At 48.2% G+C, this 26,627-nt stretch carries 24 protein-coding genes and 4 pseudogenes; 13 read left to right on the forward strand and 15 right to left on the reverse strand.

Annotation, left to right across the window (positions count from 1 at the left end; all coding sequences use genetic code 11):
- Positions 1 to 12 precede the first annotated feature (12 nt).
- From FPL14_RS13365 to FPL14_RS13380, 4 genes and pseudogenes are all read right to left on the reverse strand, one after another.
- On the reverse strand, positions 13 to 1,008 hold the full coding sequence (locus FPL14_RS13365; protein WP_182303468.1) for a zinc-dependent alcohol dehydrogenase family protein: 996 nt from the start codon (positions 1,006 to 1,008) through the stop codon (positions 13 to 15).
- 271 nt (positions 1,009 to 1,279) lie between these two features.
- The gene (locus tag FPL14_RS13370) at positions 1,280 to 2,518 is read right to left on the reverse strand and encodes an RNA polymerase sigma factor (RefSeq protein ID WP_182303469.1); all 1,239 of its coding nucleotides are present in this window, start codon (positions 2,516 to 2,518) and stop codon (positions 1,280 to 1,282) included.
- A 7-nt stretch (positions 2,519 to 2,525) separates the two neighbouring features.
- Positions 2,526 to 2,870 carry a YciI family protein gene (locus tag FPL14_RS13375; protein WP_182303470.1) on the reverse strand — a complete coding sequence of 115 codons (345 nt, stop codon included), beginning with the start codon at positions 2,868 to 2,870 and terminating at the stop codon, positions 2,526 to 2,528.
- 241 nt (positions 2,871 to 3,111) lie between these two features.
- Positions 3,112 to 3,791: pseudogene (locus FPL14_RS13380) on the reverse strand (TetR/AcrR family transcriptional regulator).
- Between the two features lie 130 nt (positions 3,792 to 3,921).
- Between FPL14_RS13380 and FPL14_RS13385 the strand changes: the two are divergent.
- Both FPL14_RS13385 and FPL14_RS13390 read left to right on the forward strand, forming a co-directional pair.
- Positions 3,922 to 5,274 (forward strand): MATE family efflux transporter, encoded by a 1,353-nt coding sequence (locus FPL14_RS13385; protein WP_182303471.1) that lies wholly within the window; start codon positions 3,922 to 3,924, stop codon positions 5,272 to 5,274.
- Positions 5,275 to 5,426: 152 nt separating this feature from the next.
- A pseudogene (locus tag FPL14_RS13390) lies at positions 5,427 to 5,792 on the forward strand (class I SAM-dependent methyltransferase); the annotation flags it as partial.
- Here the strand turns inward: FPL14_RS13390 and FPL14_RS13395 are convergent.
- Positions 5,773 to 6,304 (reverse strand): annotated as a pseudogene (locus FPL14_RS13395) (MerR family transcriptional regulator). The pseudogenes FPL14_RS13390 and FPL14_RS13395 sit on opposite strands and share 20 nt — an antisense overlap.
- 176 nt (positions 6,305 to 6,480) lie before the next feature.
- Between FPL14_RS13395 and FPL14_RS13400 the strand changes: the two are divergent.
- Together FPL14_RS13400 and FPL14_RS13405 are read left to right on the forward strand one after the other, a co-directional pair.
- Positions 6,481 to 7,344: an SDR family NAD(P)-dependent oxidoreductase gene (locus FPL14_RS13400; RefSeq protein WP_182303472.1), complete on the forward strand. Its 864-nt coding sequence runs from the start codon at positions 6,481 to 6,483 to the stop codon at positions 7,342 to 7,344.
- A 20-nt stretch (positions 7,345 to 7,364) separates the two neighbouring features.
- A complete protein-coding gene (locus FPL14_RS13405; RefSeq protein ID WP_182303473.1) occupies positions 7,365 to 7,505 on the forward strand; it encodes a hypothetical protein in 141 nt (46 codons plus the stop codon).
- 55 nt (positions 7,506 to 7,560) lie between these two features.
- On the opposite strand, the gene FPL14_RS13410 is transcribed toward FPL14_RS13405, so the two are convergent.
- Entirely contained in the window at positions 7,561 to 8,529 is a 969-nt protein-coding gene (locus tag FPL14_RS13410) for a DsbA family protein (protein WP_182303474.1), read from the reverse strand.
- A gap of 182 nt (positions 8,530 to 8,711) precedes the next feature.
- Between FPL14_RS13410 and FPL14_RS13415 the strand changes: the two genes are divergently transcribed.
- Positions 8,712 to 9,278 carry a TetR/AcrR family transcriptional regulator gene (locus tag FPL14_RS13415; protein WP_182303475.1) on the forward strand — a complete coding sequence of 189 codons (567 nt, stop codon included), beginning with the start codon at positions 8,712 to 8,714 and terminating at the stop codon, positions 9,276 to 9,278.
- 218 nt (positions 9,279 to 9,496) lie between these two features.
- On the opposite strand, the gene FPL14_RS13420 is transcribed toward FPL14_RS13415, so the two are convergent.
- Positions 9,497 to 10,366, reverse strand: a complete 870-nt coding sequence (locus FPL14_RS13420) for a helix-turn-helix transcriptional regulator (protein WP_182303476.1) — start codon at positions 10,364 to 10,366, stop codon at positions 9,497 to 9,499.
- Positions 10,367 to 10,497: 131 nt separating this feature from the next.
- On the opposite strand from FPL14_RS13420, the gene FPL14_RS13425 reads away from it, so the two are divergent.
- Together FPL14_RS13425 and FPL14_RS13430 are read left to right on the forward strand one after the other, a co-directional pair.
- Entirely contained in the window at positions 10,498 to 11,883 is a 1,386-nt protein-coding gene (locus tag FPL14_RS13425) for an MFS transporter (RefSeq protein WP_229263901.1), read from the forward strand.
- A 191-nt stretch (positions 11,884 to 12,074) separates the two neighbouring features.
- Positions 12,075 to 15,671 (forward strand): S-layer homology domain-containing protein, encoded by a 3,597-nt coding sequence (locus FPL14_RS13430; RefSeq protein ID WP_182303477.1) that lies wholly within the window; start codon positions 12,075 to 12,077, stop codon positions 15,669 to 15,671.
- Positions 15,672 to 15,876: 205 nt separating this feature from the next.
- Here the strand turns inward: FPL14_RS13430 and FPL14_RS13435 are convergent, their stop codons facing one another.
- The 3 genes from FPL14_RS13435 to FPL14_RS13445 all read right to left on the reverse strand — a co-directional run bounded on the left by FPL14_RS13435 (position 15,877) and on the right by FPL14_RS13445 (position 18,123).
- On the reverse strand, positions 15,877 to 16,395 hold the full coding sequence (locus tag FPL14_RS13435; protein WP_182303478.1) for a DinB family protein: 519 nt from the start codon (positions 16,393 to 16,395) through the stop codon (positions 15,877 to 15,879).
- An 85-nt stretch (positions 16,396 to 16,480) separates the two neighbouring features.
- Positions 16,481 to 17,443, reverse strand: coding sequence for a helix-turn-helix transcriptional regulator (locus FPL14_RS13440; RefSeq protein WP_182303479.1), 963 nt, complete (start codon positions 17,441 to 17,443; stop codon positions 16,481 to 16,483).
- 266 nt (positions 17,444 to 17,709) lie between these two features.
- Positions 17,710 to 18,123 carry a winged helix-turn-helix transcriptional regulator gene (locus FPL14_RS13445; RefSeq protein ID WP_229263979.1) on the reverse strand — a complete coding sequence of 138 codons (414 nt, stop codon included), beginning with the start codon at positions 18,121 to 18,123 and terminating at the stop codon, positions 17,710 to 17,712.
- A 115-nt stretch (positions 18,124 to 18,238) separates the two neighbouring features.
- Between FPL14_RS13445 and FPL14_RS13450 the strand changes: the two genes are divergently transcribed.
- The 4 genes from FPL14_RS13450 (at position 18,239) to FPL14_RS13465 (ending at position 21,907) form a co-directional block, all read left to right on the forward strand.
- Complete coding sequence (locus FPL14_RS13450; RefSeq protein ID WP_182303481.1) at positions 18,239 to 18,712, forward strand: SRPBCC family protein; 474 nt, start codon at positions 18,239 to 18,241, stop codon at positions 18,710 to 18,712.
- A 279-nt stretch (positions 18,713 to 18,991) separates the two neighbouring features.
- Positions 18,992 to 20,161: a sensor histidine kinase gene (locus FPL14_RS13455; protein WP_182303482.1), complete on the forward strand. Its 1,170-nt coding sequence runs from the start codon at positions 18,992 to 18,994 to the stop codon at positions 20,159 to 20,161.
- A complete protein-coding gene (locus FPL14_RS13460) occupies positions 20,148 to 20,834 on the forward strand; it encodes a response regulator transcription factor (RefSeq protein ID WP_182303483.1) in 687 nt (228 codons plus the stop codon). The genes FPL14_RS13455 and FPL14_RS13460 overlap by 14 nt, the downstream gene beginning before the upstream one ends.
- Positions 20,835 to 21,019: 185 nt before the next feature.
- Complete coding sequence (locus FPL14_RS13465) at positions 21,020 to 21,907, forward strand: CPBP family intramembrane glutamic endopeptidase (RefSeq protein ID WP_182303484.1); 888 nt, start codon at positions 21,020 to 21,022, stop codon at positions 21,905 to 21,907.
- Between the two features lie 31 nt (positions 21,908 to 21,938).
- Here the strand turns inward: FPL14_RS13465 and FPL14_RS13470 are convergent, their stop codons facing one another.
- Positions 21,939 to 22,298: a winged helix-turn-helix transcriptional regulator gene (locus FPL14_RS13470; RefSeq protein WP_182303485.1), complete on the reverse strand. Its 360-nt coding sequence runs from the start codon at positions 22,296 to 22,298 to the stop codon at positions 21,939 to 21,941.
- Positions 22,299 to 22,431: 133 nt separating this feature from the next.
- Here FPL14_RS13470 and FPL14_RS13475 point away from each other — a divergent pair, with 133 nt between their 5' ends.
- Positions 22,432 to 23,064 carry an FMN-dependent NADH-azoreductase gene (locus tag FPL14_RS13475; RefSeq protein ID WP_182303486.1) on the forward strand — a complete coding sequence of 211 codons (633 nt, stop codon included), beginning with the start codon at positions 22,432 to 22,434 and terminating at the stop codon, positions 23,062 to 23,064.
- Between the two features lie 196 nt (positions 23,065 to 23,260).
- On the opposite strand, the gene FPL14_RS13480 is transcribed toward FPL14_RS13475, so the two are convergent.
- The 3 genes from FPL14_RS13480 to FPL14_RS13490 all read right to left on the reverse strand — a co-directional run bounded on the left by FPL14_RS13480 (position 23,261) and on the right by FPL14_RS13490 (position 24,860).
- Complete coding sequence (locus FPL14_RS13480; protein ID WP_182303487.1) at positions 23,261 to 23,728, reverse strand: phage tail protein; 468 nt, start codon at positions 23,726 to 23,728, stop codon at positions 23,261 to 23,263.
- 25 nt (positions 23,729 to 23,753) lie between these two features.
- Positions 23,754 to 24,233, reverse strand: coding sequence for a GyrI-like domain-containing protein (locus FPL14_RS13485; RefSeq protein WP_182303488.1), 480 nt, complete (start codon positions 24,231 to 24,233; stop codon positions 23,754 to 23,756).
- A 204-nt stretch (positions 24,234 to 24,437) separates the two neighbouring features.
- Positions 24,438 to 24,860 (reverse strand): DoxX family protein, encoded by a 423-nt coding sequence (locus FPL14_RS13490; RefSeq protein WP_182303489.1) that lies wholly within the window; start codon positions 24,858 to 24,860, stop codon positions 24,438 to 24,440.
- 102 nt (positions 24,861 to 24,962) lie between these two features.
- Here FPL14_RS13490 and FPL14_RS13495 point away from each other — a divergent pair, with 102 nt between their 5' ends.
- The gene (locus FPL14_RS13495; RefSeq protein WP_182303490.1) at positions 24,963 to 25,928 is read left to right on the forward strand and encodes a helix-turn-helix transcriptional regulator; all 966 of its coding nucleotides are present in this window, start codon (positions 24,963 to 24,965) and stop codon (positions 25,926 to 25,928) included.
- 28 nt (positions 25,929 to 25,956) lie between these two features.
- Here the strand turns inward: FPL14_RS13495 and FPL14_RS13500 are convergent.
- A pseudogene (locus FPL14_RS13500) lies at positions 25,957 to 26,546 on the reverse strand (uracil-DNA glycosylase).
- Positions 26,547 to 26,627: the final 81 nt, after the last annotated feature.

Below are 26,627 nucleotides of genomic sequence, written 5' to 3' on the forward strand. Positions count from 1 at the left end.
CCGTTTTCTTCTCTAAAGTTGTATTTGCGTCTTGAGGAAATCTCGACTCTTCGGACCATTAAAAAAGTCGACCGCTTGCTCTAAAGTTAATGTCTGCGATACCAAATGGTCGACCTGGATGCGTCCTTCATGGATCCACCTCATCGCGGGAATCGTTGTATAATGGACCGCCATCGAGCCTAAAATCGTCCAATCTTTATTGAACAACTTAAATGGATTCAGCGGGACAGTGACATCCTGTTCGGCTACTCCGAATTGCAAGTATTTCGCGGCAGGCCCCATATAGGTAAACGCCTTTTCAATGACGGACGGAATACCTGTCGCCTCTACAACGATATCGAAGGTTTGTCCGCATAAAAGCGCGTCCTGATCCTTGCTTAATACCGTCCTGGTCGCGCCGAATTTCATCGCCATTTCCAGCTTAGGCGAAGAAACATCCACGACAACCAACTCGGCGGCTCCCGAGCTCGAGATCGCTTGTAAGAGCTGTTGCCCCATCGCGCCCGCTCCAAACAGAATGACTCTGTTCCCCGCCTGAATTTGCAAACGATTCATGGCGTATACGACGCAGGCCATCGGCTCAATAAAAGCACCTTGTTGAAACGTCATTTGAGCCGGCAGCTTAACAAGCGTATGTGCGGGTACACGGACAAACTCTGCCATGCTTCCATTTCTCGTCACGCCCGTAGCTGCGAAATTTACGCATTGATTCGATCGGCGGGTCTGACAATATTCGCAATGTCCGCAAAAAATATTCGGATCAGAGCTCACTCTGTCCCCTACCGCGTATCCGGCGACATTGGATCCAAGCTCATGAACCGTTCCGGAAAACTCATGACCGGGAATCAGCGGATAGGATGATAAATAAGTGCCTTCATAAATATGAATATCCGTCCCGCAAATCCCTGTGCGTTCCACTTTTATCGTGACTTCATTGTCTCGCGGTTTCGGATACGCAACCTCCAGAACTTTAGCTTGAAAAGGCTTTTCGATAACAAGCGCCTTCATGTCGTTCCCACCTCTTATTCCAGTATCAGAATGAAAGCATGATGCTCTTCGGTCAGTACTCCCCCCCCCCCCCATTAAATTCAATTATGACCGTCACTTCTAACCTTTCCTGCAACCTTGTGGTCAAACATAACATTCCAATCCCTGCACTAACATGGATTAATCGGGCTTAACTGTACTATCTGATGCTTAAATTAAAAAAGAAGAGGATGCACCCAAGGTTATAACCTTAGTGCATCCCCTATCCTATTGGGTGCCCTCCAAAATCCTTTTATCGATGCCGCATTCCGATCTCGGAAGCTTGGCGGCTTAAAAATTGTCGAACGGGAGCGTCCGAACTTAGTCCAATGGCACGGCTATAAGCAGAGCGGGCGTCTTCTTGTCGATTCGTCCGCTTGTACAAATGACCGGCAAGCGCCCAATAGGGCTGATAATTCACCACTTCTTCAGGCGGAATAGCTTCCAGCAAGGCAATGCCGCGTTCCGATCCATAAGCCTCCGCAACCGCGGCGGCTCGGCCGACTAATGCGCCCAGAGTCGGGTGCATACGAATGAGGCCCTCGTATAACTGAGCAATCGCCTCCCACTCGATACGCCCGGAGCTTGAACGTTGCGCATGCACCGACTGAATGGCAGCCATGAGTTGAAAGCGGCCGATTCTGCCTGCCTGCGAAGCAGCATGCAGATAACGCTCCGCCTCCATGGTCAAACCCAAATCCCATCGCGTGCAATCTTGCTCGGAGAGGGGAATATAGTTCCCCTCGTCGTCATGCCGCGCCTCACGGCGCGCTTCACAGTGCAGCATAAGCGCCAGAAGACCGTAAACCTCCGGTTCCCGGGGGGCAAATTGGAGAAGCAGCTTTCCCAGATAAACGGCTTCCTCCGCCAATCCCCTGCGAGGCGAATTTGCAATAGTTGCCTCATCCCACCCGCTCCCGTAAGCAGCGTAAATGGCCTCCAGAACGGGTTCGAGACGATCCGGGATCTCTTCTGCATCGGGCATTTCAAAAGTGAGGCGTTCGGCACGAATTTTTGCTTTTGCCCGAGTAAGCCGCTGACTCATCGTGGCGGGTTTGGTGATGAATGCAGACGCGATTCGAGCCGCGTCGATTCCAAGCACCGTCTGCAACATAAGAGGCGTTCGCATCACAGCATCAATTGTCGGATGCGTACAAAGAAACATCATCCTTAGTCGTTCGTCCGGAAAGGCGGCACTTGAAGAAGTCAGTCGCTGTGCATCCTCGGACATGGCAAAAAGCGTCGGCAGCGCGCTTTCGGAAATACGGGTGCGTCGTGCTCGGTCGATAAGCCTCCTGCGGGCGGCAGTAACCAGCCATGCTTCGGGCTTGTCCGGAACGCCGACCTTAGGCCAAGTTTCTAGCGCGGCGAGAAAAGCATCTCCCAGCGCATCCTCGACAGCCTGAAGGTCCCGCCAATTTACGGCCAAATAGGAGAGCAATCGGCCATAAGCATCGCGTGCCGTTTTTTCAATGACCTGATTAATTTCCATAGAATACTTACAAAGCGGGAATGTTCTGTCTGACCTCAACCACATCGACGGGCGCTCGGGCAGCCCACTCCAATGCGGCGTCTACGTCCGGAACATCGATCACCATGATCCCGCCGAGCTGCTCTTTCGTTTCGGCAAACGGCCCGTCCTGAACCGCCGTCTCGCCGCCATGCCGCTTGATCGTTGCAGCTGTCTCCGGAGCATAGAGACCCGAACCGAATACCGCGATTCCAGCCTCCTGCAAAGCACGCACATAGTGCGTCCAGCTTGCCAAGTAATCTTGTTGCCGGGCAGGATCCGTTCTAGCCGCAAAGTCCTCCTGACTCTCGTAAAACATTAACGTGTAACTCATACAAAAGCTCCTCCCCATAAATCGTATTGGAATTTGGTTTCACTATAAAGTCGTATCAGCTGTTCCGATTTCTACATCTCGATAAAAATTTTTATTGCTTTTCGTTACTTGTGGTATGGCTCTCCTTAACGTATCTATCGGCAAAAAAGGCACCTTAATAACAGGTACCTGAGCGGATTAGTCCATCATGTCAAGAGCTTGCAAAGTTCGGATAATCCCGCCATGAGCGTTTTTTTGCCTCTTACTTCTCCTGCTCCTTTATCACCTGTTCAATTCCCAACAGAATCAGCCTCAATCCGAACTCGAACGCCCCGTCGGTCCCCATCAGTTCGAACAGCCCGTTCGTGAACATCCTCCGGAACAGTCCCGCTTCCGTCTCGCTCATGGAGTCCAGAAGGCGGATCATCTCCTCGCCCGGAGCGCTCCCTGGTCCTTAAAGATAGCGGAGACATTACGCTCATGCTGATAACCGTCCAGAACGAAGTAGAAGACATAGTTGACAAGCGTAGTAACCACTTGCATTTTCTGATCTTGCTCAAGCGGCGTCGACTCCACGCAGAGCAGCATACGGTTGGTGAAGCGGATGATGTCCGGTTCGTGGGGCAGCGTCATCATCATGAGCTGCGTGGAGCAGGGATACCGGCTGAGCACGCTCCGTACCGTTATCGCAAGCCCCGTCAGTTGCTCCTTCCAGTCCCCCTCGGAGTGGAATTCCTCCAGAATCGTTTTCGATACCTGGTTGGCCAGACGCTGGTAGAGATCTTGCTTGCTCTTGAAATACCAGTACAGAGAGGGAGCCTGAATTCCCAGCCGGTCGGCCAATCGTCTTATGCTGAATTTCTCGATTCCTTCCTCCCCCAGAAGTTCCCACGAGGTTTCCAAAATCTTATCCTCCGAAATCTGAGGCTGCTGCTTTTTCATCGGTATCCGCCCTTTTATCTAACAGTGTAAGTTTGTTCTTTACAAGTGTATAGCATCATGATATCATCTAACACTGTAAGGTTCAATCTAACACTGTTAGATAAACAAAACGTAGAAAGAAGTGACCCGCATGGATGCACTAAACCTTCATTACTTTGAAAAGGCACCGATCGCAAAATCCGTAGCTCATTTCGCTGTACCGATGATGCTAGGCACGTCAATGAGCGTCGTCTATTCCATCTTGAATGCCTATTTTCTCGGCACGCTGGGCAATACGGCCATGTTAACCGCGCTCGCGCTCACCTTGCCGTTATTCGCGGTCATTATGGCGCTAGGCAACTTGATCGGCATGGGTAGCGGTACATTCATCTCCCGTTTGCTGGGAGAGAAAAAATACGATGACGTAAAGCATGTGTCCTCATTCGCCGTTTACGGCAGTTTAGTTCTCGGTCTTATCGTGATGGCCGTCGGCCTCCCGCTGATCGATTCCATCGTCCATGGCCTGGGGGCAACGCCCGACTCCTTCGGATTCACGAAGGACTATGTCACGGTTATGCTGATCGGTTCGCCATTCGTCGTATTATTCTTCACGCTGGAGAATATCGTGCGCTCGGAGGGGGCGGCAATGACGTCGATGATCGGCATGATTCTCAGCGTTGTCGTGAATATTATTCTCGATGCGCTAGTTGTCTTCGTTTTCCATTGGGGCGTGATCGGCGTTGCGTCCGCTACGGTCATTTCCAACTTGGTTGCGAGTGTATTCTACGCTTTCCATATGGGATATAAGAGCAAATTCTTAACCGTCTCCGCAAAATGGTTCAAGGCTGATAAAGACATTTTGAGCAATGTGTTCAAAATCGGAATTCCAGTCTTTGTTATGAGTATCTTCTTAGGTGCTATGTCGCTCGTCTTGAACCATTTTCTTGTCGAATACGGGGATCAGGCTACAGCGGCTTACGGAGTTACATCGCGTTTATTGCAATTTCCCGAGTTTATTCTGATGGGCTTATGCGAGGGAGTCGTGCCGCTCATTGCCTTCTCTTATACAGCGAATAAATTGCGCATGAAGCAAACCATCGGATTCACGATCAAAACGATTCTGGCGTTGGCAGTCGTGTTCGGCGTCATCGTCTATCTCATTGCCGACCATCTAATTGGTTTATTTACGAATGACCCGCAATTAATCGAAATGGGCAGCTACATTCTGCATGTGACGTTCCTATCCTTGTTCATTACGGGAATGACCACGTTGTTCACGGGGATCTTCCAAGCAACGGCGCAAGGAACCGCCGCGTTTATTATGTCGGTTATTCAAGGAATTACTCTGATTCCCGTGCTCTATATCGCCAATCGAATGAACGGCTTCCACGGGGTGGTCTGGTCGCTCGTCATTGCGGATGCCGTCGCGTTCCTTGTAGGAGCAATCATGTTGTATGTTCTACGGAACAAATTGCAGCCGGATTTGGATCATTTAGCCCAATAGAACACGCATAAAACGCGCAAGAAGGCAGGATAAGGGCAATCCCCGATCCTGCCTTCGTTTTAGCCATATCAGACGAATGCAGCAGGATTTTCCCGATTCCTTGCGTCTTCAAATCGTCTATCTCTTCACTAATAAGTTTGGATACTACATTAACTATTAACCTTGAGGGTACTTTTGGCCGGATCGCTTCTTACCTCAAAAAAGACGGCGTATTTATTTTCAGTTGGTCTCACCCTATACACAAATGCGTGGTTGCGGAAAACAATACGCTTGCTTTTAAGAAATGTTATTTCGATGAATCTTGGTATTCGGTCTCTCTTGACGAAGGCACGCTAACCTTATCGGACCGTAAACTATCAACCTATGTGAACGCGTTGGCAAAAGCGGGATTCGTAATTGAGCAAATGATCGAGCAAACCGATGATGAAATTATGCAATCGCGGGACGACAACAGCGATTTTGCTAAAAAAGCGAAGATGCTTCCTGTTACTTTTGTAATCAAAGCAAGAAAACTGTAGTATCCGATAGCTTTACATGCCGAGAGAGAGAACGGTCGCTGGCCGATACGGAAAAATAACTCATCTGAACCGTCGAGACCGACTTGGGTTCGGGTTTTCCCCTCCTATTTTCGGACAGCCGTCCTGAATTTCATCCGAGCTGTCCCGCCGATACCTTCCCTGCTCTAATTTCATGTCGATAAAATCGACGACCTGCTGCAGAGATGCGATTTGGCTGACGATATTTTCCCGGTGGCTCTTTAAGAGTTCTACCAGTTCGGGATATTCCGCGGGATCGGCATCAACGGAGACCGCCAAAAAAGGCCGCATTTCTTCCAGCGGCATCCCCGTTTTTTCAGACAAGTTATCAGCAGGATCGTATCGATGTCCTCCTGCCGGTAGATGCGATGCCCGTTATCCTTCCGTTCGGCCCGGGGGAGTAGCGCGATCTTTTCGTAATAACGAATCGTATCTTCAGAAATCCCGGTCTGCTTGGCGGTTTGCTTTATCGTGAAAGTTTGCTCTTCCTTCATCCTGTTCCCTCCCAGAGAGTATTTTTTGTGCATTATACATCTTGGAGCCGGCTCCAAGTCAAGTTCCTTATCCTTTGGACAAAACTTGGTTTTTCAGTCTTGACTTGGAGTCGACTCCAAGTTATAGAGTGAGCATTATCAAGAGAGATATCTTGGTAATTAGGAGGAGACATGCAATGAATAAGGGACAACGTGAAAATATCGCCGCGATTACGGGCGCAAACGCAGGAATCGGGTTGGCATTAACCCGGAAATTGCTGTCGGAAAACTGGCAAGTGGTTGCTTTGAACCGTTCCGACTTTCCGCCGGACGATAGGAGGATTCAAGAAGCGGTTCAGGGGGGTTGGCTTCGCATTTATAAGACGGATGATCTTGCCGATTATGCCTCCTTGAGACGGGCTTTGGAAGAAATCAAAAGCAAGGAGCAGCGGATCGATATTTTGTTCAACAACGCCGGAGGGTCCTTTTCCGAGCTGAGCTATTCGAAACAAGGACGCGAGTATCATTATGAGCTGTTGACAGTCGTTCCGTATATCATTCTGATGGAATTGAAGGAACTCTTAAAAAGCGGTAGCTTAAAAACGGTGATCAACACCTCATCTTCGGCTCTAAAATTTACGAAAGAGTTTAATATCGAAAGCCTGGAGCGCCCTAAAGTCTTTCGCAAGCTGATCGGTCCTTATGCCGCCTCCAAGTTAGCGCTCTCGCTGTGGACTCGGGCCATCGCGCCGCAGCTTGCCAAGGATGAGATCAAGATCCGCAGCGTTGACCCGGGCGGCAACAACACGCTAAGAAAAGGGAAAAAATCCGGACTGCCCCTATTGGTTACCTTGTTGATGAAACTGTTTTTCTCTCCGCCGACCCACGGCGCCGACAGGCTGTATGAAGGTGCCCTCGGGCAACACCGGAATGAAACCGGCGTGTTTTTGCTGAAAGATCAGGTTGCGGAATTAAAATTTAAAGATCAAGCCCGGAACGTTTTGGAAGGGATTCATGCGATTTACGAGCACGAATTTTGTTTTTTACCTAAAGCTCTTTAACAGCCGTTAAAGAGATGGAGATGATGGAAGCCAAGCATGCGGAAACTTTGCGGGAGGTTCGCAGGCTAGAGCAGATCGCGGCGGCTATCGAATCCCGATCCATTGTTCAAATTGCTTGTCTTCTCTTCTCATCTACAAGTCCCTATACGCAAATCGAATAGTACTCCATTTACAGATACCGTCCGGCGGGCCACGCGCATAAGGAGATAAGACTTTCTACAATATTCGTGGCCTAGAGCCAAGATCGTTAGTTGTAAAATAGAATTCCCCTAGAAATTCCTTCACTTGATAACGATCTGGTGAAAGCTCTTTTTCAATAAAGTTGTTAATATCCGATTTTTCGACGTCATACATCACTTCGATTTCTTTTGAAAACAGAAGTTTTTCTTTTTCAAGTAAGCTAGTAAGGGATGGTTGCTGTTTGGGTTGTAGTTCTTTCCTATTTAGAACTTGTTTTAATCCGTCAACATAGTAATCTAACGAACGGCCGCCAGCGATTTTTACGACTTTATTTTCCTCATTGATCATGACAATGCTAGGAAAACCTCTGACGCCTAAGCTTCTAGCTAGACCAAAATCTTCATTCAATAATTGTTGTCCGGTTGGTTGCTCAGCTTCGTTTACAATAGCTTCTCCATCAAGACCAAGTTCGTTTACGATTTCAATCATAACCGATTTATCCGAAATATTTAGATTAAATACATAAAGCGCTTCTCTTGCACGGCGCAAATATTCATATGCGATTGCATCGTTATGATTTTTTTGAATTACCTTAAATACGCGGGAGGGCGGGTAGGATGATTGAACCGGATTATCAATCATTAAAGTCCCGTCAATCGGCATCCTTGAGAATTCTCCAACTTCTCTCCAGTGACCGGCGACATCCGCCGGTTTATAAATTCCGTTTGCGGGGTCGATGGGTCCGTCATGCCATTTTTCCAGCAAACCTCCCATAACCGTACGAAAGTTAAAATAATGTCCATACTGCTCTACAAAACGTCGTAGAACAGGTTCAATTGCCCAGCAGTGAGAACAAATAGGATCAGTCACATAATAAAGATTAATCATTTTTGGGGATTGATTAAAATCAATAACCTCCATTTCGTCCTCTCCAGCGACTCCGCATACGCCTGTTTCTACATCGCAAATCATATTACTATTGTTCTTCAATTTATTATTAAGCATATTTATTCCTCCTGAAATGGTTTTAACAAAACGTCTTATTTCGCTTTACTTTTCAAAGACGTTATTTGCTTTACAATTGAATTTTAGATCATAATGAAAATCATCAATACCAATAGTTCTGTCGATTTGTCGTTTACACAACACATTTAAGAAATTGTTTAAAAAGTGGGAGTGGGAATACAATGACCTCGAAGACAGACCCCCGAGTTCTACGTACTCGCAAATTAATTATGGATTCTTTCATTGAACTTTCAGGGAAAAAGGAATTTAAGGATATTACCATAAAAGATATAACTACAGAAGCCATGATTAACCGCGCAACTTTTTATTACCATTTTGAAGATATATATGACTTATTAGAGAAGGTCCTATCAGAAGTATTGCTAGTCAATTTGAATTACGATATCTACCAGAATGACGAACTAAATGAAGAAGCTTTCGTTAGTATCTTTAGAGCAATAACAAATTTTCAAAAGTCATTATCCAGTCGTTGTCATAGAGGATACGAAGACACAATTGCCCGCATTATTAGGGAACAGCTCGAAATTATTTTTCACAAAATGTTGTTAAAACAAAATAAGACGGAAGAGAATGAAGCTCTAAAACTTACTGCTGTCCTATTAAGCTGGGGAATTTACGGGGCTTCTGTGGAATGGAGAAGAAATAATAAGAATATACCGCCGGAACAATTTATCAAGTCGACAATTCCTTATATCATTTCTGGGATTGATTTCGGTTCTAAAAACTAACAGGCAAGTGCCACCTTACCGGTAACCAGACCTCCGTTTATTTTCAACTTGAATAAGCTCAAGAATCATCGGCTGCTTTTCAGGTCGTTTGAAGAAGGCGAACGACTGATAATCAAAAGAAAGGCACCCATTTAGGGTGCCTTGATTTGTATGTATAGACGAATATGGGAACGATGTCATGGGGACACGATTAGCGGAGTGACGATTTGAAATCACGCTTACCTGGTGGCTCTTTCCGCATCCGAATCTTGCTCCGTGATCATCCGGCGAATCTTGCTTGCCGTGTCGTAATCAGCCAAAGGCGTACTCACTTTAATTTGCAGATCCGGATTCTCGCTCGCTTGAAATGACACATTCTCAAAGGCCAGATTGCCCGCCGCCGGGTGGTAGATAAGCTTCTTCCCCTCTGGCGAGTAAAGTACGTCCCGATCCGGCCACCACTGCCGAAACTCCGGACTGATCCGGGTCAATTCTTCAATCCGCTCCGTCCACCACGGATCGCCTATGAACCGGCCGTACCCGGCACGGAAACGGGCCAGCTGCCGTTTGGCATGCTCCTCCCAGCCTTCCCTAAGCAACTCGCGCATGTATGGAGACATAAACGTGCGCCATACCGAGTTCCGCTCCAACTCCGACATCGCGGCGTAATTGCCGTAAATGGCGGATGCAGCCTTGTTCCAGGCAATCACCGTAATTGTGGGATCGACGACAAACGCGGGAGCTGCCTCCTGCATGTCGAGAAAACGCTGCAACGCCAGAGACACGGCAGGCCGCGGCAACTGTGACTCAAGCGGCTCTTGCTTAAGTGCCAGATGAAATAAATGTCTACGGTCATTGACGCTCAGCCGCAACGCGCGCGCTATGCTGTCCAGCACCTGTGTTGACACCTGGATATCTCTTCCTTGTTCTAATCTCGTATACCAATCGACACTGACGCCGGCCAAAGAGGCGACCTCTTCACGCCGCAACCCGGGCGTGCGCCGTCGTCCGCCTTCCGGCAAGCCGGCGTGCTCCGGAGTAAGGCGTTCACGGCGACTACGCAAAAACCGGGCTAGCTCCAGATGGCGATCGTACTTCGTTTGTTCCATTTATAGCGCCCCCCCTCCTATCCTATGAGTTTCTGTCCCAGGATAAACTCTCTTCTCGTTAGCTGCTTTTTCCCATTGTACACTATGGAACGTTTAGAATATTCATATTTTGGAAAATGGGGTGCCCTCACATGAATCAATCTTCCCTTTCACAAGCTTATGCGCCGATGCCTACAACGCATTCTCTCCTGTTGTTTGGACTTTCCCTTGGCTATTTTATCGTTCTGCTCGACATGACCGTGTTGAACGTGGCCCTCCCGGCAATTAGACACGATTTGGGCGGTGGATTCGCAGGCATGCAATGGGCTTCCAACGCTTACACAATCGTATACGCCTGCTTGCTGCTGGCGGCGGGTTCGCTGGCCGACCGCTTCGGTGCCAAACGGCTGTTCATCGTGGGTCTTTCCGTCTTTCTCGCCGCTTCCGTTCTATCTGCTGCCGCCTCTTCGCTTGCCGTGCTGATCGCCGCGCGGGCATTGCTCGGAGTGGGCGGTGCAGCGTTACTGCCAGCTTCAATGGCCTTGCTCACTCATGCATACCCGAACCCAGCCGCCCGAGCTCGCGCACTCGGCGTCTGGGCTTCAATATCCGGTATCGCGATGGCGGCCGGACCCGTCATCGGAGGCGTGCTCGTAGATTCGTTTGGCTGGCGCAGTATTTTCCTGCTGAATATACCCATTGCACTCGTAAGCATCGCCGTTACCGCAGCGGGAACGCATGAGACGTCTCACCGCCCTGAAAGGAGCTTCGACGCAGGCGGACAACTAACCTCCACCGTCGCCGTTGGCGCGCTCACTTTCGGCTTGGTACAGGGCGGTGTGGTCGGCTGGTCTGCTCCGCAGGTCACGGTCGCTTTTATCGTTGCGGTGGTCTGTGCGGTGCTGTTCGTGCTGTTCGAAGCACTCGGCAAGTCACCGATGCTGCCGCTCGGCCTGTTCCGCATCTCCAATTTCTCTACGGGGCTAGCAGCGGGGGCAGCCGTTAATTTCGCCTTTTCCGGCCTGCTGTTTCTCCTGTCGCTTTACTTCCAGCAAACACTCGGCTACTCCGCGTTCGCCACTGGTCTTGCGTTCCTGCCGTTCATGCTTCCGCCGACCTTCAACCCGATGCTGACTGGGAGGCTCGTAGGCCGGATTGGCCCCAAAGCGCCGACTGTGATCGGCTTTGCGCTTCTGACCGCAGGCTCGTTGGTCCTGCTTTGGGCGAAAGAGAACAGCTCGTATGCCGTTGCCTTGATCGCGCAGCTTCTGGCCGGCTTCGGCGTTTCCTTCACCATTCCGTCGCTGACCGCAGCTGTCGTCTCTTCCGTACCCAAAGAGCATGCCGGCACCGCTTCAGGCGCGCTTAACTCCAGTCGACAACTCGGAGCCCTGCTCGGCGTTGCTCTACTAGGCACGATTGCCAACTCGAGCGACTCGTTCGTCAACGGCCTTCATACCGCATTGATCGTCGCCTCGACCGCATTGCTCGCCGGCGGCGTGCTAGCGCTGGTGCATCTTGGCCGCCACGATAGCTGAATTACTTACTTGGTTCCATTAACGGTTTCGCTTGTCAGCCAAACCTTCTATTATTTCTGCCCTTTTTTTGCTGCGTACTACTTTAGTAGGACTATTATTTGCTGAAATTCCCTTAAGATGCTCAGATAGAGGCGAAGTTCCGTCCACAGGCGAAATGAACGGATTAGAATTGAAAGGATGACATAAGCACGATGATGAAAAACAGGAGTCGTCACGGGAGAACTTTATTTCATTTCATATTAGTCCTGGCGCTGCTGCTGAACGCAGTCCCGGTTGTCGCCGCAAGCGGAGAGAGCGATTTTATTCCATGGCTTCCTAACAAACACTACACTTTTGATCGTCCGGTCGATTCAACGATAGACAACGAAGGAAATGTATACATTGCAGATTCAATAAACAATCGAATCGTTAAGGTAGATCGTAATGGAATGTACCTTAACGATTGGGGGGGCTACGGCAGTGGAGAAGGCATGTTTAATTTTCCTAGCGGAATTGCAATGGATAGCAATGGCAATGTTTACGTAGCGGATCGCGGTAATAATCGGATTCAAAAATTTGATTCGAATGGAAATTATCTCGCCGAGTGGGGAGCGTATGGCACCGGTAATGGACAGTTCCGCGCTCCGGTTAATTTAGCGATTGACTACAACGGCAATATTTATGTAGCGGATAGGGATAACTACCGAATCCAAATATTGGATTCCAATGGGAACTTTCTCACCCAATGGGGAAGCTTTGGCACCGGAAATGGGCAGTTCAATTTGATTTACGGCATTGCGGTCAACCAGACCGGTAATGTATATACAACAGAGAGCGAAAACCATCGCGTACAAAAATTCGCTTCGGACGGTACCTATATTACGCAATGGGGAAGCTTTGGCACCGGAAACGGGCAGTTTAAATATCCCTTTTCAATCGAAGCGGACAGTAGCGGCCATGTTTTCGTAACGGATGCCCAAAATAATCGGATTCAGAAGTTTGATTCGAATGGCGTCTATGTGGATCAATGGGGGAGCGTTGGCACCGGCAGCGGACAATTCAATTTCCCCAATAGCGTAACAATAGATCCCAATGGCAACATCTATGTAACAGAGGCTGGGAACAACCGCTTGCAAACCTTTGATCCGAATGGAGAGTCCCTCGCCGTCCTGAACGGTGCCAGCGGGATTGTCCGGTTTAACGATCCGAATGGAATTGCGTTCGATAGCAACGGTAGTGTCTATGTAATCGAGAGGGGAAGCCATCGGATCCAAAAATTCGATTCTAGCGGAGCCTTTCTCGGCGGCTGGGGCAGCAGAGGAAATGGGAATGGGCAGTTTGATCACCCAACCCGTGCAGCGATTAACGGCGCGGGCCATGTCTACGTAACGGATATCGGCAACCATCGCATTCAGAAATTTAATGCGGATGGAACCTACACTGGTCAATGGGGAGGACAGGGTTCCGGAGATGGTCTGTTCGTTGCCCCTAAAGGCATTGCGGTTAATACGAATGGAGATGTCTATGTGGTGGATAGCGGCAACCACCGCATTCAAAGATTTGATGCCGACGGAAACTATGTCAGTCAATGGGGAAACCAAGGTGGAGGTAATGGCCAGTTCGAGTCTCCGTCCGGAATAGCGATCGATAGCAACGGTCATATCTATGTCACGGATAGCGGCAATCATCGCATTCAGAAATTTGATCGAGATGGCAGCTTTCTTGGTCAATGGGGAAACCTTGGCCATGATAACGGTCAATTGGATCATCCTCAAGGCATTGCAATCGACAGCCGGGGTCAAGTCTACGTAGCTGATAGCAATAATGACCGAATTCAGAGCTTCACCGTTGATGGAGCTTATGTTGACCAGTGGGGCAGATCAGGTAATGGAGAAGGTCAGTTTAACAATCCGACGGATATAGCCATTGATCCAAGCGGCAAAGTTAGTGCTGTAGATACAGGCAACCAACGAATTCAATGGAAAGTTGCAATAGTGGATACGCCGACTGCTTATCCGGCCAGCGGGACCAGCATTGCGAATAATAGCGTAGTGTCGTTGAGTACGGCTACCGCAGGCGCAACGATTTATTATACGACCGACGGTACCGTGCCAACGCGAAACAGTGCACGCGGAACAGAAGTTACGATCGCCGGGGCGCCAGGCGATTCGGTGCATGTTCGGGCTTTTGCCGTGAGGGCGGATATGGCGGACAGTCCGCTGTCGAGCGCGACTTACACATTAGCAGCGCCAGCGATTACGCCTCCGATTGGATTTTATGATAAAAATGCGGATAGTGCGCAAAATCGAAATATAGAGTTCATGCTGAATTCGAACGGTAATATGTTGTCGGATATTCGGAATGACACAGTGTCCTTAATCAAAGGATTGGATTACGAGCTTACGGGCAGCACGATAATTCTGTATTCGAACTATTTGACGACATTGCCTATCGGGCAGACAGTGCTCACATTGGATTTTGGTTCCTTATCCTCACTGTCGTTAACCATTCACGTTAGCGATTCAACGCCAGTGCCCGGAGCGCCGCAGCTACAACCGGCGGTTCCTGGCGATAGGCAAGCGAGTCTGACATGGAAACCTGTAGCGGGTGCTGCAAACTATCATATCTATCAAAGCTCGACGCCCTCCGTAAGTGGAACCAAGGTTGCGACGGTGGTCGGTTCTGTATATGGCTATACAGCAACAGGGCTGACAAACGGGACAACCTATACTTTCACGGTTCAAGGAGAAAATCATCAAGGTACAAGTCCTTTCTCCAATATCATAAGTGCGACGCCGTTCACGTTGCCGAATGCGCCTGCTAATGTCCTGGCGGTGGCGGGCGATAGCCAAGCGACGATTACCTTCAACGCCCCGGCGTTTGACGGAGGCAGTCCCATTACCGGGTACGAGGTGATTGCCAATCCTGGCGGATTGACCGCTGCCGCAACGACAAGCCCGTTCACATTCCCGGGCTTAACCAACGGGATCGCTTACACATTCACCGTGAAAGCGATCAATGCTGGAGGCAGCGGCACAGATTCGGCACCTTCGAATGCGGTAACGCCAATGTCGACGTCAACGTCAACACCAACACCGACGTCATCGCCGCCATCGCCGCTGACGCCGACGTCGCCAGAACCAACTCCGGAGACCTACAAACCGGATATTTTCAAATCAGATATAATCGATCTGGAGAAGCTGACTCAAGCAATTAAAGAGAAGCTTCAATCGGCGGCCTCTGTTCATTCGTTTACGGATATTACGAACAACTGGGCGATCGCTTCGATTAATAAGCTAGTCAAGCTTGGTGTAATACAAGGGTACTCCGATAGAAGATTTAAACCGAATCAAGCGATTACGAGAGCGGAGTTTGCATCCATGCTGGCCAGATTGCTAGACGTTGACGTTAAGCATGCTGGCGAGGCCAAGTTTCCTGATGTACGGCAGCACTGGGCCAAGAATGCGATAGAAGCGTTAGCGTATTATAGAATTGTGACAGGCGATGGAGACGGCAGCTTCAACCCGGATGAGGCGATTACACGGGAAGACCTTGTTGTCATGATTGTCAGGTTGTTGAACGTAGAAGCTCTTCCACAATCAGGCAGCGTGAATTATATCGATTTGACGAGCGCGGGTAGCTATGCGACGGATTCGATTGAAGCCGCGGCGAAAACGGGAATTGTAACAGGTTATACAGACGGAACCTTTAAGCCTAAAGGGTTGACGACCCGCGCAGAGACGGCGACGATTCTGATCCGTTTACTGGCGCTGGATGCCACTTTGAAGGAAATGTTGGATCATGAATAGGCGGATGCCGCAATGGAAGGGATAGTTGTACGCGCTAGGCGATCGCACTTATCCCGCCCTGACTTATGATACGGTTCTCCGTATCCTCTATAGAGCGAAATCGAAAGGCACCCAACTCGGGTGCCTTTCACTGCCTTATGATAAAAACTGGACTTGCCTGTTTGAACACATTGTTCATACCCATTTTCACGTTCTCTACGTTCCGTTACCGCTCACCTTTCGGCCGGTCCATCAAATAAAATAAATAATCGGTCGGAACCCCGGCATAGCCCTGCTGCCTCAGCATCGCGGTCACATTGCCCCGGTGATACGTCCCGTGGTTGACCACATGCCGCAGAATATCGGAGAAGTACGTATCGAAACGGCCGTAACTCGGATGCTCGATTGTCATCGCCTTATCCGTGTCTGGCGTCCGCCTCAGCAAATCGCGAAACTGTTCGGTACCGCCGGCGAACAGCCCCCGCATTTGGTCAACCGTTAGGCCTAGCGACTCCTCCCTCCAACCCGGGATCTTTGAAAAAATGTCTTCATTAGGAACTTCCGCGAGCACGGACATATAGAGCTGTTCGAACACGTACATATGCCCAAACGTCTGCGATACGGACGGGAACACACTTGTCACTTCCGCATGAAACGCCTCCTTCGGAAGCTGTTCCAGATGGGCGAACAATTGGTCATTCGCCCAAACATGATATTCGTACAATTGATGAGGTTTTTGAAGCATGGATGAATCACCTGTTCCTTTTGTGTTCTATATCTTAATAATAAACAACTTCACTGACAGTTACCGTCAGTGAAGTTTAATCGGTTCAGATCTCATAGTGTTGCGCGATAGCCGATGCCATCTCCTGGACCCGACGCTTCAGCGCCAGCGGCTCGCGAATGCGAATGGATGTGCCAAACGTTATCAGATACTTCGGAAGATGCTTGTTCATCGTCGGGACGTCGAGCAGAAACCGCGCCTCCCGATCGGTTCGTTCCGTCAAATAGTGACGCATATGCCAGTGGTTGCAAACCGCATTCAGCGTATCGGGATCCCCCTCGATGCGGATGACCGTCAGCGGTCCCTCCGCCTCCCGTTCCCGTTCGGACTGGTCTCGGAAATAGACCGACGTGGAGAAGCTTTCCGGCTTTTCGAACCACTCTTCGGTCGGGTCCAGCCGTGCGATGCGATCCACGCGGAACGTCCGCAAAGCCTGCGACCGATGACAGAACGCGACAACGTACCATTCGTTTTGATCGTAAGCGAGTCCGTACGGATCGACTTCACGTTCATCGGCCTGCTCCGCATTCGCTTTGAGATAAACGATACGCACCCTTCGTCCGTCATTAACCGCCTGCTCCAGGTCCCGCAACAACGGAACAACGGTAGGCGAACGCGCAGGAGAAATCACATCCAAACCTCCCGTCTGGCGGGACAGATCATCGCGCTGCTCATTGTGCAGCCCGTTCTCCACCTTCTTCAACGCGCTTTCCAGTTCCTCCGTATACGGATAACCAGCGCCTTGCGCAAACTTATACGCGTCCACAAGCGCCTTCAGCTCTACAGAGTTGAAGAATAATGGTGTCTCCTGGAAGCTTTCTAGAATGCGAATGCCGCCGTCATGGCCCGATTCCGCGACGATCGGCACGCCGCTGGCGCATAATGCGTCGATATACCGGTACACGGTGCGGACGCTAATCTCCAAACTGTCTGCGATCTGCGCAGCAGTGAGCTTCCTTCCGGATCGCAGCATCCAGATCATGGATAGCATGTTATCCCATTTTGCCACCGGGAACACCTTCTTTTACTAATGAAATGAGACTGATTTTAGTGGTTGCACAACGATGTACTGGAGTCAGAACCTAAGTAAACGGTTCCCCGCACTTTCTGTAACGGCAAGTTTTTGAAATAAAACAAGGGTACTCATTAGAGTGCCCCCTGGCTAAAACCCGCTGTTTTCAGCTTGTTGACCGATCGTTTCAAGACCGATATCGATACTTTTCCTTATGCACCTATTTTCATGGCTTAAAAACGTAGGAATTGCGTCGCGTTTTTTTATGATGTAATATCGTCGAAATTCCGTAAAAGGCGCAGCTCCAGCCCTTTTTCGTTGGTTGTTAGTTCTTGCATAATCGGAATAGTCATATCGGTATTTGGGTTGTATTTCAGGCCCCAATGCATAATGGCAAAAACGACCGGAAACAGGTCAAGCGCCTTTTGTGTTGGTCGGTACATGGTTTGTGCGCGATTTGTATCTCCTTCTATCTTAACGAGCAGGCCTGCTTCGACGAGTGATTGGAGCCGTGCGCTCAAAATATTAGTTGAGATGCGCTCGCGTGAAGCAAGAAACTCGCGGTAATACCGCTTGTTATGGATAAGGACGTCACGAAGTATGACTAGGCTCCAGGGATCACCCCATATGTCGAGCGCATATACGATTGGACAAACTGTGGAAGGTCGCTTTTTCATAAGCACGATTATACGCTCTGTGCTTGCATTTTGCAATTAAATGTACTTGCATATTGCAAGTACGTGGTCTATACTCACTAGTGAAGTTAACAAATATTAGGAAGGTGTTTCCTGAATGAATCAGAACTACAATACTTCTTTTACCGTAGACCAAAGTCCAGAAGAAGTCTTCGCCGCCATCAATAACGCCCGCGGATGGTGGTCGGAAGATCTTGAAGGCAGAACCGACGAACTTGGCGAATTTAAGCACCACTACCGAGACATTCACCGCTGCACCATCCAAATCACCGAGCTTATTCCCGGTGAGAAGGTTCGTTGGCACGTTACAGACAACTACTTTAACTTCGTAATGGACAAGAACGAGTGGAAAGATACCGACATTGTCTTTGAAATCGCCAAGAATGGCGACCAAACGGAGGTTCGCTTTACGCACGTTGGTCTAGTCCCCTCGTACGAATGCTACAGCGTCTGCTCGGACTCCTGGGGCACCTATATCAACGGCAGCCTGCGCCGCTTGATTACGGAGGGTAAGGGCCAGCCCAACCAGAGCGAGCGAATTGCAAACAAACACGGCTTAGAAAACTCTTAGAACCCCCTTGCCATAGACCGAAGCTCGGCGCTCAGCAACCGAGGCTTTGCCAAGAAATTGCGCTGCCTCTTCTGAAATCGTCGAGCAAAGTTTTAGCAATAGTCAACGCAGACTCCGCCGGTTTCTCCCCAAAAAACTTGCCGCTATTTGCGGTACGGTTCAGCGTATCACTCAGCATATCCCTGCCATGCAACCATTCCGGTAAACCCCAGTTGAAGCTTCGTATTTAATGTATAATAAAGGAAAACCGTTAGTAGGCTTGAGTAAGGAAGGAAACCTATGAAAAAAGTTTTTCATATCATGGACTGGGGGATATTTGGGCTCCGGTCCTATAATTATGTTTTGCTGTTATTACATATTTTAATGGAAAATGAATATTCGCCTCGATTGCTCGCGAACATCGTTTGGCTCTTAGCGGCCTTCTTTATTCCTATTTTATTCTGGCTTCCGCAGCTAAGGATGAGGAAGGAATGGTTCATCCTATTTGAACTATTGCTAGGAGGATCCTATTATCTTAAATCGTTCATGCAGGCGGATCAGTTGGGCAGTGTCGATTATCTTATTCCGAGTCTTACAATCGGTTACTTATTAACCAGAAAGACGGCCTGGACGATGCCGGTTCTATTATTACTCCCCTTTACCAGCATGTTATTCGGAAAAGTGACCTGGGATCTGGCGCTCGGTTCAAGCTCAGATAACATTCTTTTCACTTTTATCGGGATTTGGGTCAACTTCATTGCCAAAGCCTATCATGAGAAAAATAAATTAGCTAAAGAAATCGATGAACAAAATAAATTGTTAACCCAATATGCTGCCGAGATCGAAAGGATGACACTACTGGAGGAACGAAGTCGTATGTCCAAGGAGATGCACGACACGTTAGGACACTCTTTTATTTCCCTTATTATGAGTCTCGATGCCGCTATTGCGCTTCTAGACAAAAAACCAAATCTAGCCAAAGAGAAATTGATTAGTATAAGAGGACTGACGGAACAAAACTTGGATGAAATGAGAGACATTGTGCACAAGATGGGGGAGGAAGAGAATATAAGTTTAGTGAACCACGCCGAGAGACTCGTCAGCAACTTTCGAGAATATACCGGAACGGTCATTCGTCTCACGCTGAAGGGAACAGAACGGATCCTTCCTTTCGATATGCGGCAATCGATAATTCGGGTGATACAAGAGTCTTTTACGAATGCGCTAAAGCATGGAAAGGCAACGGAAATGGAGTTGGATATCCGCTTTTCCCCATCGACTTTGCGAGTTTCCATTCGAAATGATGGAAAACCCTTGGGTAAGATAGAGTATGGGTTCGGCCTGACAACAATGAAGAATCGGATTGAGATGCTGGGAGGTACCTTTTCAATCTCCGCCTTGGCGGTCACTGGCGTTGAAGTCAGATGCGAAATTCCACTGAAAGGAGATAAGTTGGATGCCGAAAATTAAAGTACTCATCGTTGATGATCAGGAATTGATCCTTGAAAGTCTAAATATAGTACTAGAGATGGAAGACGATATCGAGGTTGTGGGATTGGCTAAGAATGGTGAAGAGGCTATCAGCTATTGTGAAAAATCCCGACCGGATATCATCCTTATGGATATAAATATGCCTATTATGAATGGCGTTGTTGCTACAGAGAAGATCAAACCTCGATTCCCATTAACGAAAATTATTATTCTAACTTCGTACAAAGAAGTTGAATATGTTCTGGCAGCGTTAAGCCATGGGGCAGAAGGCTTCCTGCTCAAAGCCATCCATCCCAAAAACCTTATAGCCGGCATACGGGTGGTTCACACGGGAGGCACGCTCATTTCGCCGGAAATGGCAGACAAAATGATTAAAAGCATGCTGAACAGCGGTATGTCATCAACTATCGATACAAGGGCCTTTGAACCCGAATTGCTTGAGAAAAATAACGAATTCGGACTTAGCGCCCGCGAAGTCGAAGTTCTTCACAAGCTGGCGTTAGGCCTGCGCAATCAGGATATCGCTAAGGCATTATATCTTAGTGAAGGTACGGTTAAAAACTACATCTCGAATATTTATTCGAAATTGAATGTAAAAGGAAGAAGAGAAGCTGCCTATAAGGCTAGGGAAACAGGGATTTTAGATCCTTAAAATAGATCTGCTCGAAGCCGACATCGTAACGGATGTCGGCTTTTATTTTACTAAAGTCATATGACCCTGATATGACTAAACGGCACTACTTACGTATGACTTTTCTAAAGTATAGTACGGTTTGTAACCTGCAATATCGGAACATAAATAGATATCCCGCCAGGGAAGAGGAGCGATTAATACTAATGAGAAAGACGAATGCGCCCGACAATGAGACGCTTAGCGGTAAGAGAATGTCTAAGTTTGTTACGTTCTTTCAATCCCCCCTCATCTGGATGCTAGTAGGAATACTTGGGATCATCCTCGCCAATGTGACATTCAACTTGTTATCCAAAGATTTAAAAGCACCAGGGTCCATCCTACTGACACTTGTCGGAAGCGCCGTTGCCATCGTTATCTACCTGCTTGTGATGAAATTCCTGGCGCGGCGTCCGGTTCCTGAACTTCCGTTCCAACGGCGTGCGGTATCGGAAGCTATTTTGGGCGCTGTCGTCGGCCTTCTCTTTATCATCGTTTCAACAGCTCTCATCGTCTTATTTGACGGGTATTCATTCAAGTGGTCAACCGAAAACGCCAGCTCTGTCGTTTGGCCTATCATCACCACATCCCTCGGCGCTGCCTTCGTAGAAGAATTGATCTTTCGGGGGCTTGCCTTTCAAGCCATTGAAAAAATGGGGGGAAGCTTCCTTGCGCTGATCCTAACATCCCTCTTCTTTGGGATCGCTCATCTAGGCAACCCCGGAGCTACGATTTGGGGAGCCCTCTCTATTGCCATTGAAGCTGGTATATTGCTAGGTGCAGCCTTCCTTTGGCGGCGCAATGTTTGGTTTATTATTGGCCTCCATTTCTCTTGGAATACAATAGAGGGACTCTTAGGTATTCCCGTCTCGGGTCATCCCTCCCCAGGTCTTTTCACGGTCGAGGTTACGGGCCCAACCCTTCTCACTGGAGGCAATTTCGGCCTTGAAGCTTCGATAATTCCCGTAATAATCAGTCTGTTAATCGCCATCCCTATGCTGATTGTTGCTCGCCGCAAAGGGCATCTCGTTTCTCTCCGTAAAGATCCAAAATAACATTCCGTTGAGGATATGACGGGCCTGAATACTAGTCCATTTCTGTCTGTTCACTTTTCGCCTCTTTGAGCCGCTTTCGCTCGACATGGGCCACTCCCCACTGATGTAAGGCTTCCAAAACCGGAGACAAGCTCATGCCGTATTCCGTGATGGAGTATTCCACCTTCGGCGGAATTTGCGGGTAAACGACTCGCTTAACGATCTCTTCCTCCTCCAATTCACGCAGATAAAGTGTAAGCATCCTTTGAGTAATATCGGGTAGCAATCTTCGCAGCTCATTAAACCGCAAAGGTTTACCTTGAAGCAAATGATAAAGGATCGTCGGCTTCCATTTGCCGACGATCGAATCCATCGCCACAACGAACTGACATTGGCCAGGGTTCTTCTGCATATCGCAATCTCCCTTAAAGTACCTTTTTCAATACTATAGCACATTATTGTGCCTACTTAACAAAAGTAAGTGTCTATCTTATGATCTCCCTAGGAAGTGTAATTAATCCGATTACAGAAGGGAAGATTGATTAATGGCAACTGTATTGTACATCACCGCGCATCCCCTTGATCATCAGGCATCTTATAGCCTCGCGGTAGGCAAAGCATTTATTGAAGCGTACCGCGAAGCAAATCCGACAGACGAAGTTGTTCATTTGGATCTTTACAAAGAGAATGTTCCGCCATTCGATGCTGATGTTTTACGCGGTTGGGAAAAGCTTCGGTCTGGTTCGTCGTTCGATCAATTATCCGATGCTGAGAAATCGAAAGTAGATCGTCTTGGGGTAATTGTTGATCAATTCGTAACCGCCGATAAGTATGTATATGTATCTCCGATGTGGAATTTCTCGATCCCGCCGGTGTTGAAAGCATACACGGATGCTACATCCATTCCGGGAAAGACGTTCAAATATACCAAAGAAGGCCCTGTGGGCCTATTACCTGGCAAGAAAGCCTTGCACATTCAAGCTAGCGGTTCCGTTTATTCGGAGGGTCCTCTTGCCCGGCTTGAGATGGGTTACAGCTATTTGAATAAGGTTTTACGGTTCTATGGGGTTGAATCGATAGAAGCGATTCTCGTGGAAGGAACAGCATTGTCGGATCAGGCTCTATCCGTAAAAGAAAAAGCGATTGCACAAGCTAAAGAAGTTGCCAACCGCTTCTAATAGGGGCCATCCCACTTAAGGGATGACCCTTCTAACTTGGCTTTACGGAATGCCGCAATAAACTTGCCGTTACTTATGATACGGTTCAGCTTAACGGGTCTATCGGCGAAAACAAATGGCGGCCCTGTGGCCGCCAAGCGTTATTATTAAATTTGCTTGCTGCAAGGTAATTCTTTGTCTCGATGGCTTGATTGCTTCAATATTCTCCTTTAATAACGAAGAACGAACCTCGAATGGTCCCTGCCAGTTTGGACTTCTGTCTTGCAAATTTGAATTTTTTCTCTTCCAGCTCCTTAGGTACTTCCATCCCTTCGGATAGCTTAAACCCTACGGCCCGCTTCTTAGGATCATCCACCGTATACAGGACGTTAACCGCTAGACCGTCCTCATAAAAGACGAAGGCCCATTTGATATTTTCTACTTGAAAACGAGACGTTTCCAGCGGTTGGGCTGCAAACTCAATACCGCGTTCTTCTTTCAAAACCCGGTTCACATAATCAAGCGTCTCCTGGCTTTCGCCGGCTGGTACGGTCGTAAATTCGTGCTTGTATTTGTTCATGAAGTAACGGGCTTCATTCGCACGCAGACCCGCTAGCGCTTCTGCTACCGGCGAAGACTCAAGACCAACCGTAGACACGTTTTTAAAATCAACGATAGTCGACATTCCTTATTCCTCCTACTGAGCTCGTTTACTTATTCACGACCGGAATCCACATTTCGCCATACACGAAGCCGTCCCGCTGTCCCATCTCGACCGTTGCATTGGGCCCGCCGACATAGGCGTAATTATCGGCTGACGGCAAGACTTGACCAAAGGCAATGCCAGTAAGCATACTGCTCAACTCATCTGCCGACTTCCCTTCGCCTTTAACGACGAGGTATTGTCCCTTAGGGAATTGGATCACTCTGTGTTCTTCCGGTACCGACGAATCCGTCATCACGCCAGCATAATACATCATCTTGTGATTTACCGCTTCGTTTACGGCAAAAATATAGTCGTTCGCGGCAATCGCCTTTAACGTGTCAAGCCTTCCATCCTGCTCCACTGACCGCCAAAAGTTTTCCTTCTCCTTGTTCATGCCGGCATAATCCGTGTAATCGCTCTTCAGCTCCGTTCCAATACCAAGCACGATAAAGCTGTCTTTTTCCTCAAAGGTATACGTTGCCATGAACCCAGCTCCTTTTTTTGAATGGATCGATTGATCTGTTTATTCACTTGATAGGTTTATCATAACCATAAATCATGTCAAAACATGATACTGTTTAGAGGATAACCGATTGTTCTCCCCCACAGCGCCTCTACTTAATATTAGTGCCTTAAGTAGTAGAAGTCTATCGGAGTCGCGTAAGGGCTGCGTTAATGCCACGACCCGTTAGAGTCTGCGGCTTTTCGGACGCAGCGCCCAGGAGGCGATGCCCAGCGCGGCATAGAAAAGCGGAAGAATAACATGGAATCCGCCATCGCCGTAATCATGAGCGAACGCATGGGATAAGGCCGCACCCGTCATTAGAAAAAAGATACCGCTATAAGCCCATTCCTTAAGCCGAGGGAAACCCGGTATTACGATCGCAATGATTCCAAGCAATTTCCAAGTCCCGAGAATGTTCGTGATATATAACGGGAAACCAATATCGGTCACTAAATCGACATTGCCGCCATATCGCATCAATTGCCCAATCCCGCTTAATGCAATAGAGAATGCGAGAATGATGGTGACGGTCCAATAAGCGGCCGTTCTTGCGATAGGACGGGATTCAACCTTTGCGATCTTTTCATTACCGGTAATCGTACTCATTCCAATTCCTCCTTTGAGTGATCAAGTCATTTCTTTTTTTCACTTGATGGGTTTATAATAGCGATAAATCATGTCAAAATATGATACTGTTTAGAGGGCCCGATGAAAAAAGTAGAACGGATTAATATCATCATGCGGTACATCAACAACCGTGCCCATTTTACCATTTCGGAAATCATGCATGAGTTTAACATCTCCCGTTCGACGGCGATTCGAGATATCAGGGAAATCGAAGCAATGGGAATGCCTCTAGTCGCCGAAGTCGGGAGGGACGGGGGTTATTTTGTGATGAACAACTCCGTCCTGCCCACTGTCCGTTTTACCGATAATGAGATTAAAGCTCTTTTTATCGCCTTCATGGCCACACGAAATCTACAACTCCCTTATCTGAAGAGTCGCCACTCTTTAGCGGAGAAGCTGCTCGGCCTCATCTCTCAAAACCAGCAAGATGATCTTGTTCTGTTAAATCAAATCTTGCTCTTCGAAGGTACCAACCCCCACAATCCTGACCTGCTTGATCTATCGGATCTGCCCCATCCTATGTTAGAACAACTCATCCAAATCCTTCTTAAAGACTGCTACTTAGTGGTTTCCGTCGAAGAAGGAAGGGAAATAAAGTCTTATCCCATCTATCTCATGCGCCTATATCGTGAAAAAAGCTCTTGGCAAATTGAAGGCTTCGACCTAGAGGAAGAGAAGAGAAGGATTATTCCTGTCGACAATCTCACCGATGTCAAACCATACCCCGAGAAAAAAAGAATAAGCAAGAAGAAAATTGCGGAACAACTAAGAAAGCAGGAAGAAGCCATGAACCTAGTCCTCGAACTTGGTCCCAAGGCGATTGCCCAGTTCAAAAAGTACCATCCCTTAAAAATTACAATTTCATATACGAATCCTTATCAAACTACGGCTATTTTAAAAACGTTCATCAATGTTCATCATCCGGATGAATTGACCGAAATAACAAATTGGCTGCTTTTCTTAGGCGGAGATATCAAGGTCAGGGAAATACCGAAGGAAGTTGTAGAAGGATTGCAAGTGAGAGTGGATGTGCTGGGGAACAAGTAATTGATCATAATTGCCGCCTGTAAAGGCATTATTCGAGCCTAAAGTTTTGAATCTCCTTCCACTTCTCCTCCAAGGCTTTCAAATCTTCAACGAAGGACCTTAGTAAATTGGGTCGCCTTCTTACTGCAAGCGGGTGATAGTGAAGCCGATGGGCGTACCTTGAAACTCATACCAGCTGCCTCGTAATTCCTTGACACCGGCACTCTCCTTATCTGGGAATAAGGCTTCCACTACGACATTACCAAATCCAAATAACACAAGCGGCCGTTTCTGAAAGAGCTGCAACTGTAGATGAGGAAGACATGCCGCTCTAGCTTCAGGCTTATTGTAAGCACGAACCGGTCGGCATTTAAGCAAATAGCTGACATAAACATCGTTTGCTTCTATACCCGCCTCCCTCATGCCGAGTTGGAGCGTTTCTCGGGTACCGCACAGAAACGAATTTCCATGCCGGTCCTCCCGGGCTCCGGGATTATCCAAAATCATCATCAACGAGGCTCCTAGATTTCCTTCACCCCAGATGACACGAGTCCGCTGCTTGGATAATTCGCAAAGCTCACAATGCTCCGCACCTTCGGGCGCTTGTTCTTCAGGCAAGATTACAAAGGGATGATTCATTTCCATATTACGAAGCTCCTTATTTTCGCACGTATTATGTTCATTATTCCCATCCAATGCAAAAACTTGCCGTTACGTAAT

The sequence above is a fragment of the Cohnella cholangitidis genome, assembly GCF_014107495.1.
Classification (GTDB): domain Bacteria; phylum Bacillota; class Bacilli; order Paenibacillales; family Paenibacillaceae; genus Cohnella; species Cohnella cholangitidis.

Excerpts from the sequence above, each read along its gene's own strand:
- FPL14_RS13365 (WP_182303468.1), bottom strand. The coding sequence starts at position 1,008 with ATGAAGGCGCTTGTTATCGAAAAGCCTTTTCAAGCTAAAGTTCTGGAG.
- FPL14_RS13370 (WP_182303469.1), bottom strand. The coding sequence starts at position 2,518 with ATGGAAATTAATCAGGTCATTGAAAAAACGGCACGCGATGCTTATGGC.
- FPL14_RS13375 (WP_182303470.1), bottom strand. The coding sequence starts at position 2,870 with ATGAGTTACACGTTAATGTTTTACGAGAGTCAGGAGGACTTTGCGGCT.
- FPL14_RS13385 (WP_182303471.1), top strand. The coding sequence starts at position 3,922 with ATGGATGCACTAAACCTTCATTACTTTGAAAAGGCACCGATCGCAAAA.
- FPL14_RS13400 (WP_182303472.1), top strand. The coding sequence starts at position 6,481 with ATGAATAAGGGACAACGTGAAAATATCGCCGCGATTACGGGCGCAAAC.
- FPL14_RS13405 (WP_182303473.1), top strand. The coding sequence starts at position 7,365 with ATGATGGAAGCCAAGCATGCGGAAACTTTGCGGGAGGTTCGCAGGCTA.
- FPL14_RS13410 (WP_182303474.1), bottom strand. The coding sequence starts at position 8,529 with ATGCTTAATAATAAATTGAAGAACAATAGTAATATGATTTGCGATGTA.
- FPL14_RS13415 (WP_182303475.1), top strand. The coding sequence starts at position 8,712 with ATGACCTCGAAGACAGACCCCCGAGTTCTACGTACTCGCAAATTAATT.
- FPL14_RS13420 (WP_182303476.1), bottom strand. The coding sequence starts at position 10,366 with ATGGAACAAACGAAGTACGATCGCCATCTGGAGCTAGCCCGGTTTTTG.
- FPL14_RS13425 (WP_229263901.1), top strand. The coding sequence starts at position 10,498 with ATGAATCAATCTTCCCTTTCACAAGCTTATGCGCCGATGCCTACAACG.
- FPL14_RS13430 (WP_182303477.1), top strand. The coding sequence starts at position 12,075 with ATGATGAAAAACAGGAGTCGTCACGGGAGAACTTTATTTCATTTCATA.
- FPL14_RS13435 (WP_182303478.1), bottom strand. The coding sequence starts at position 16,395 with ATGCTTCAAAAACCTCATCAATTGTACGAATATCATGTTTGGGCGAAT.
- FPL14_RS13445 (WP_229263979.1), bottom strand. The coding sequence starts at position 18,123 with ATGAAAAAGCGACCTTCCACAGTTTGTCCAATCGTATATGCGCTCGAC.
- FPL14_RS13450 (WP_182303481.1), top strand. The coding sequence starts at position 18,239 with ATGAATCAGAACTACAATACTTCTTTTACCGTAGACCAAAGTCCAGAA.
- FPL14_RS13455 (WP_182303482.1), top strand. The coding sequence starts at position 18,992 with ATGAAAAAAGTTTTTCATATCATGGACTGGGGGATATTTGGGCTCCGG.
- FPL14_RS13460 (WP_182303483.1), top strand. The coding sequence starts at position 20,148 with ATGCCGAAAATTAAAGTACTCATCGTTGATGATCAGGAATTGATCCTT.
- FPL14_RS13465 (WP_182303484.1), top strand. The coding sequence starts at position 21,020 with ATGAGAAAGACGAATGCGCCCGACAATGAGACGCTTAGCGGTAAGAGA.
- FPL14_RS13470 (WP_182303485.1), bottom strand. The coding sequence starts at position 22,298 with ATGCAGAAGAACCCTGGCCAATGTCAGTTCGTTGTGGCGATGGATTCG.
- FPL14_RS13475 (WP_182303486.1), top strand. The coding sequence starts at position 22,432 with ATGGCAACTGTATTGTACATCACCGCGCATCCCCTTGATCATCAGGCA.
- FPL14_RS13480 (WP_182303487.1), bottom strand. The coding sequence starts at position 23,728 with ATGTCGACTATCGTTGATTTTAAAAACGTGTCTACGGTTGGTCTTGAG.
- FPL14_RS13485 (WP_182303488.1), bottom strand. The coding sequence starts at position 24,233 with ATGGCAACGTATACCTTTGAGGAAAAAGACAGCTTTATCGTGCTTGGT.
- FPL14_RS13490 (WP_182303489.1), bottom strand. The coding sequence starts at position 24,860 with ATGAGTACGATTACCGGTAATGAAAAGATCGCAAAGGTTGAATCCCGT.
- FPL14_RS13495 (WP_182303490.1), top strand. The coding sequence starts at position 24,963 with ATGAAAAAAGTAGAACGGATTAATATCATCATGCGGTACATCAACAAC.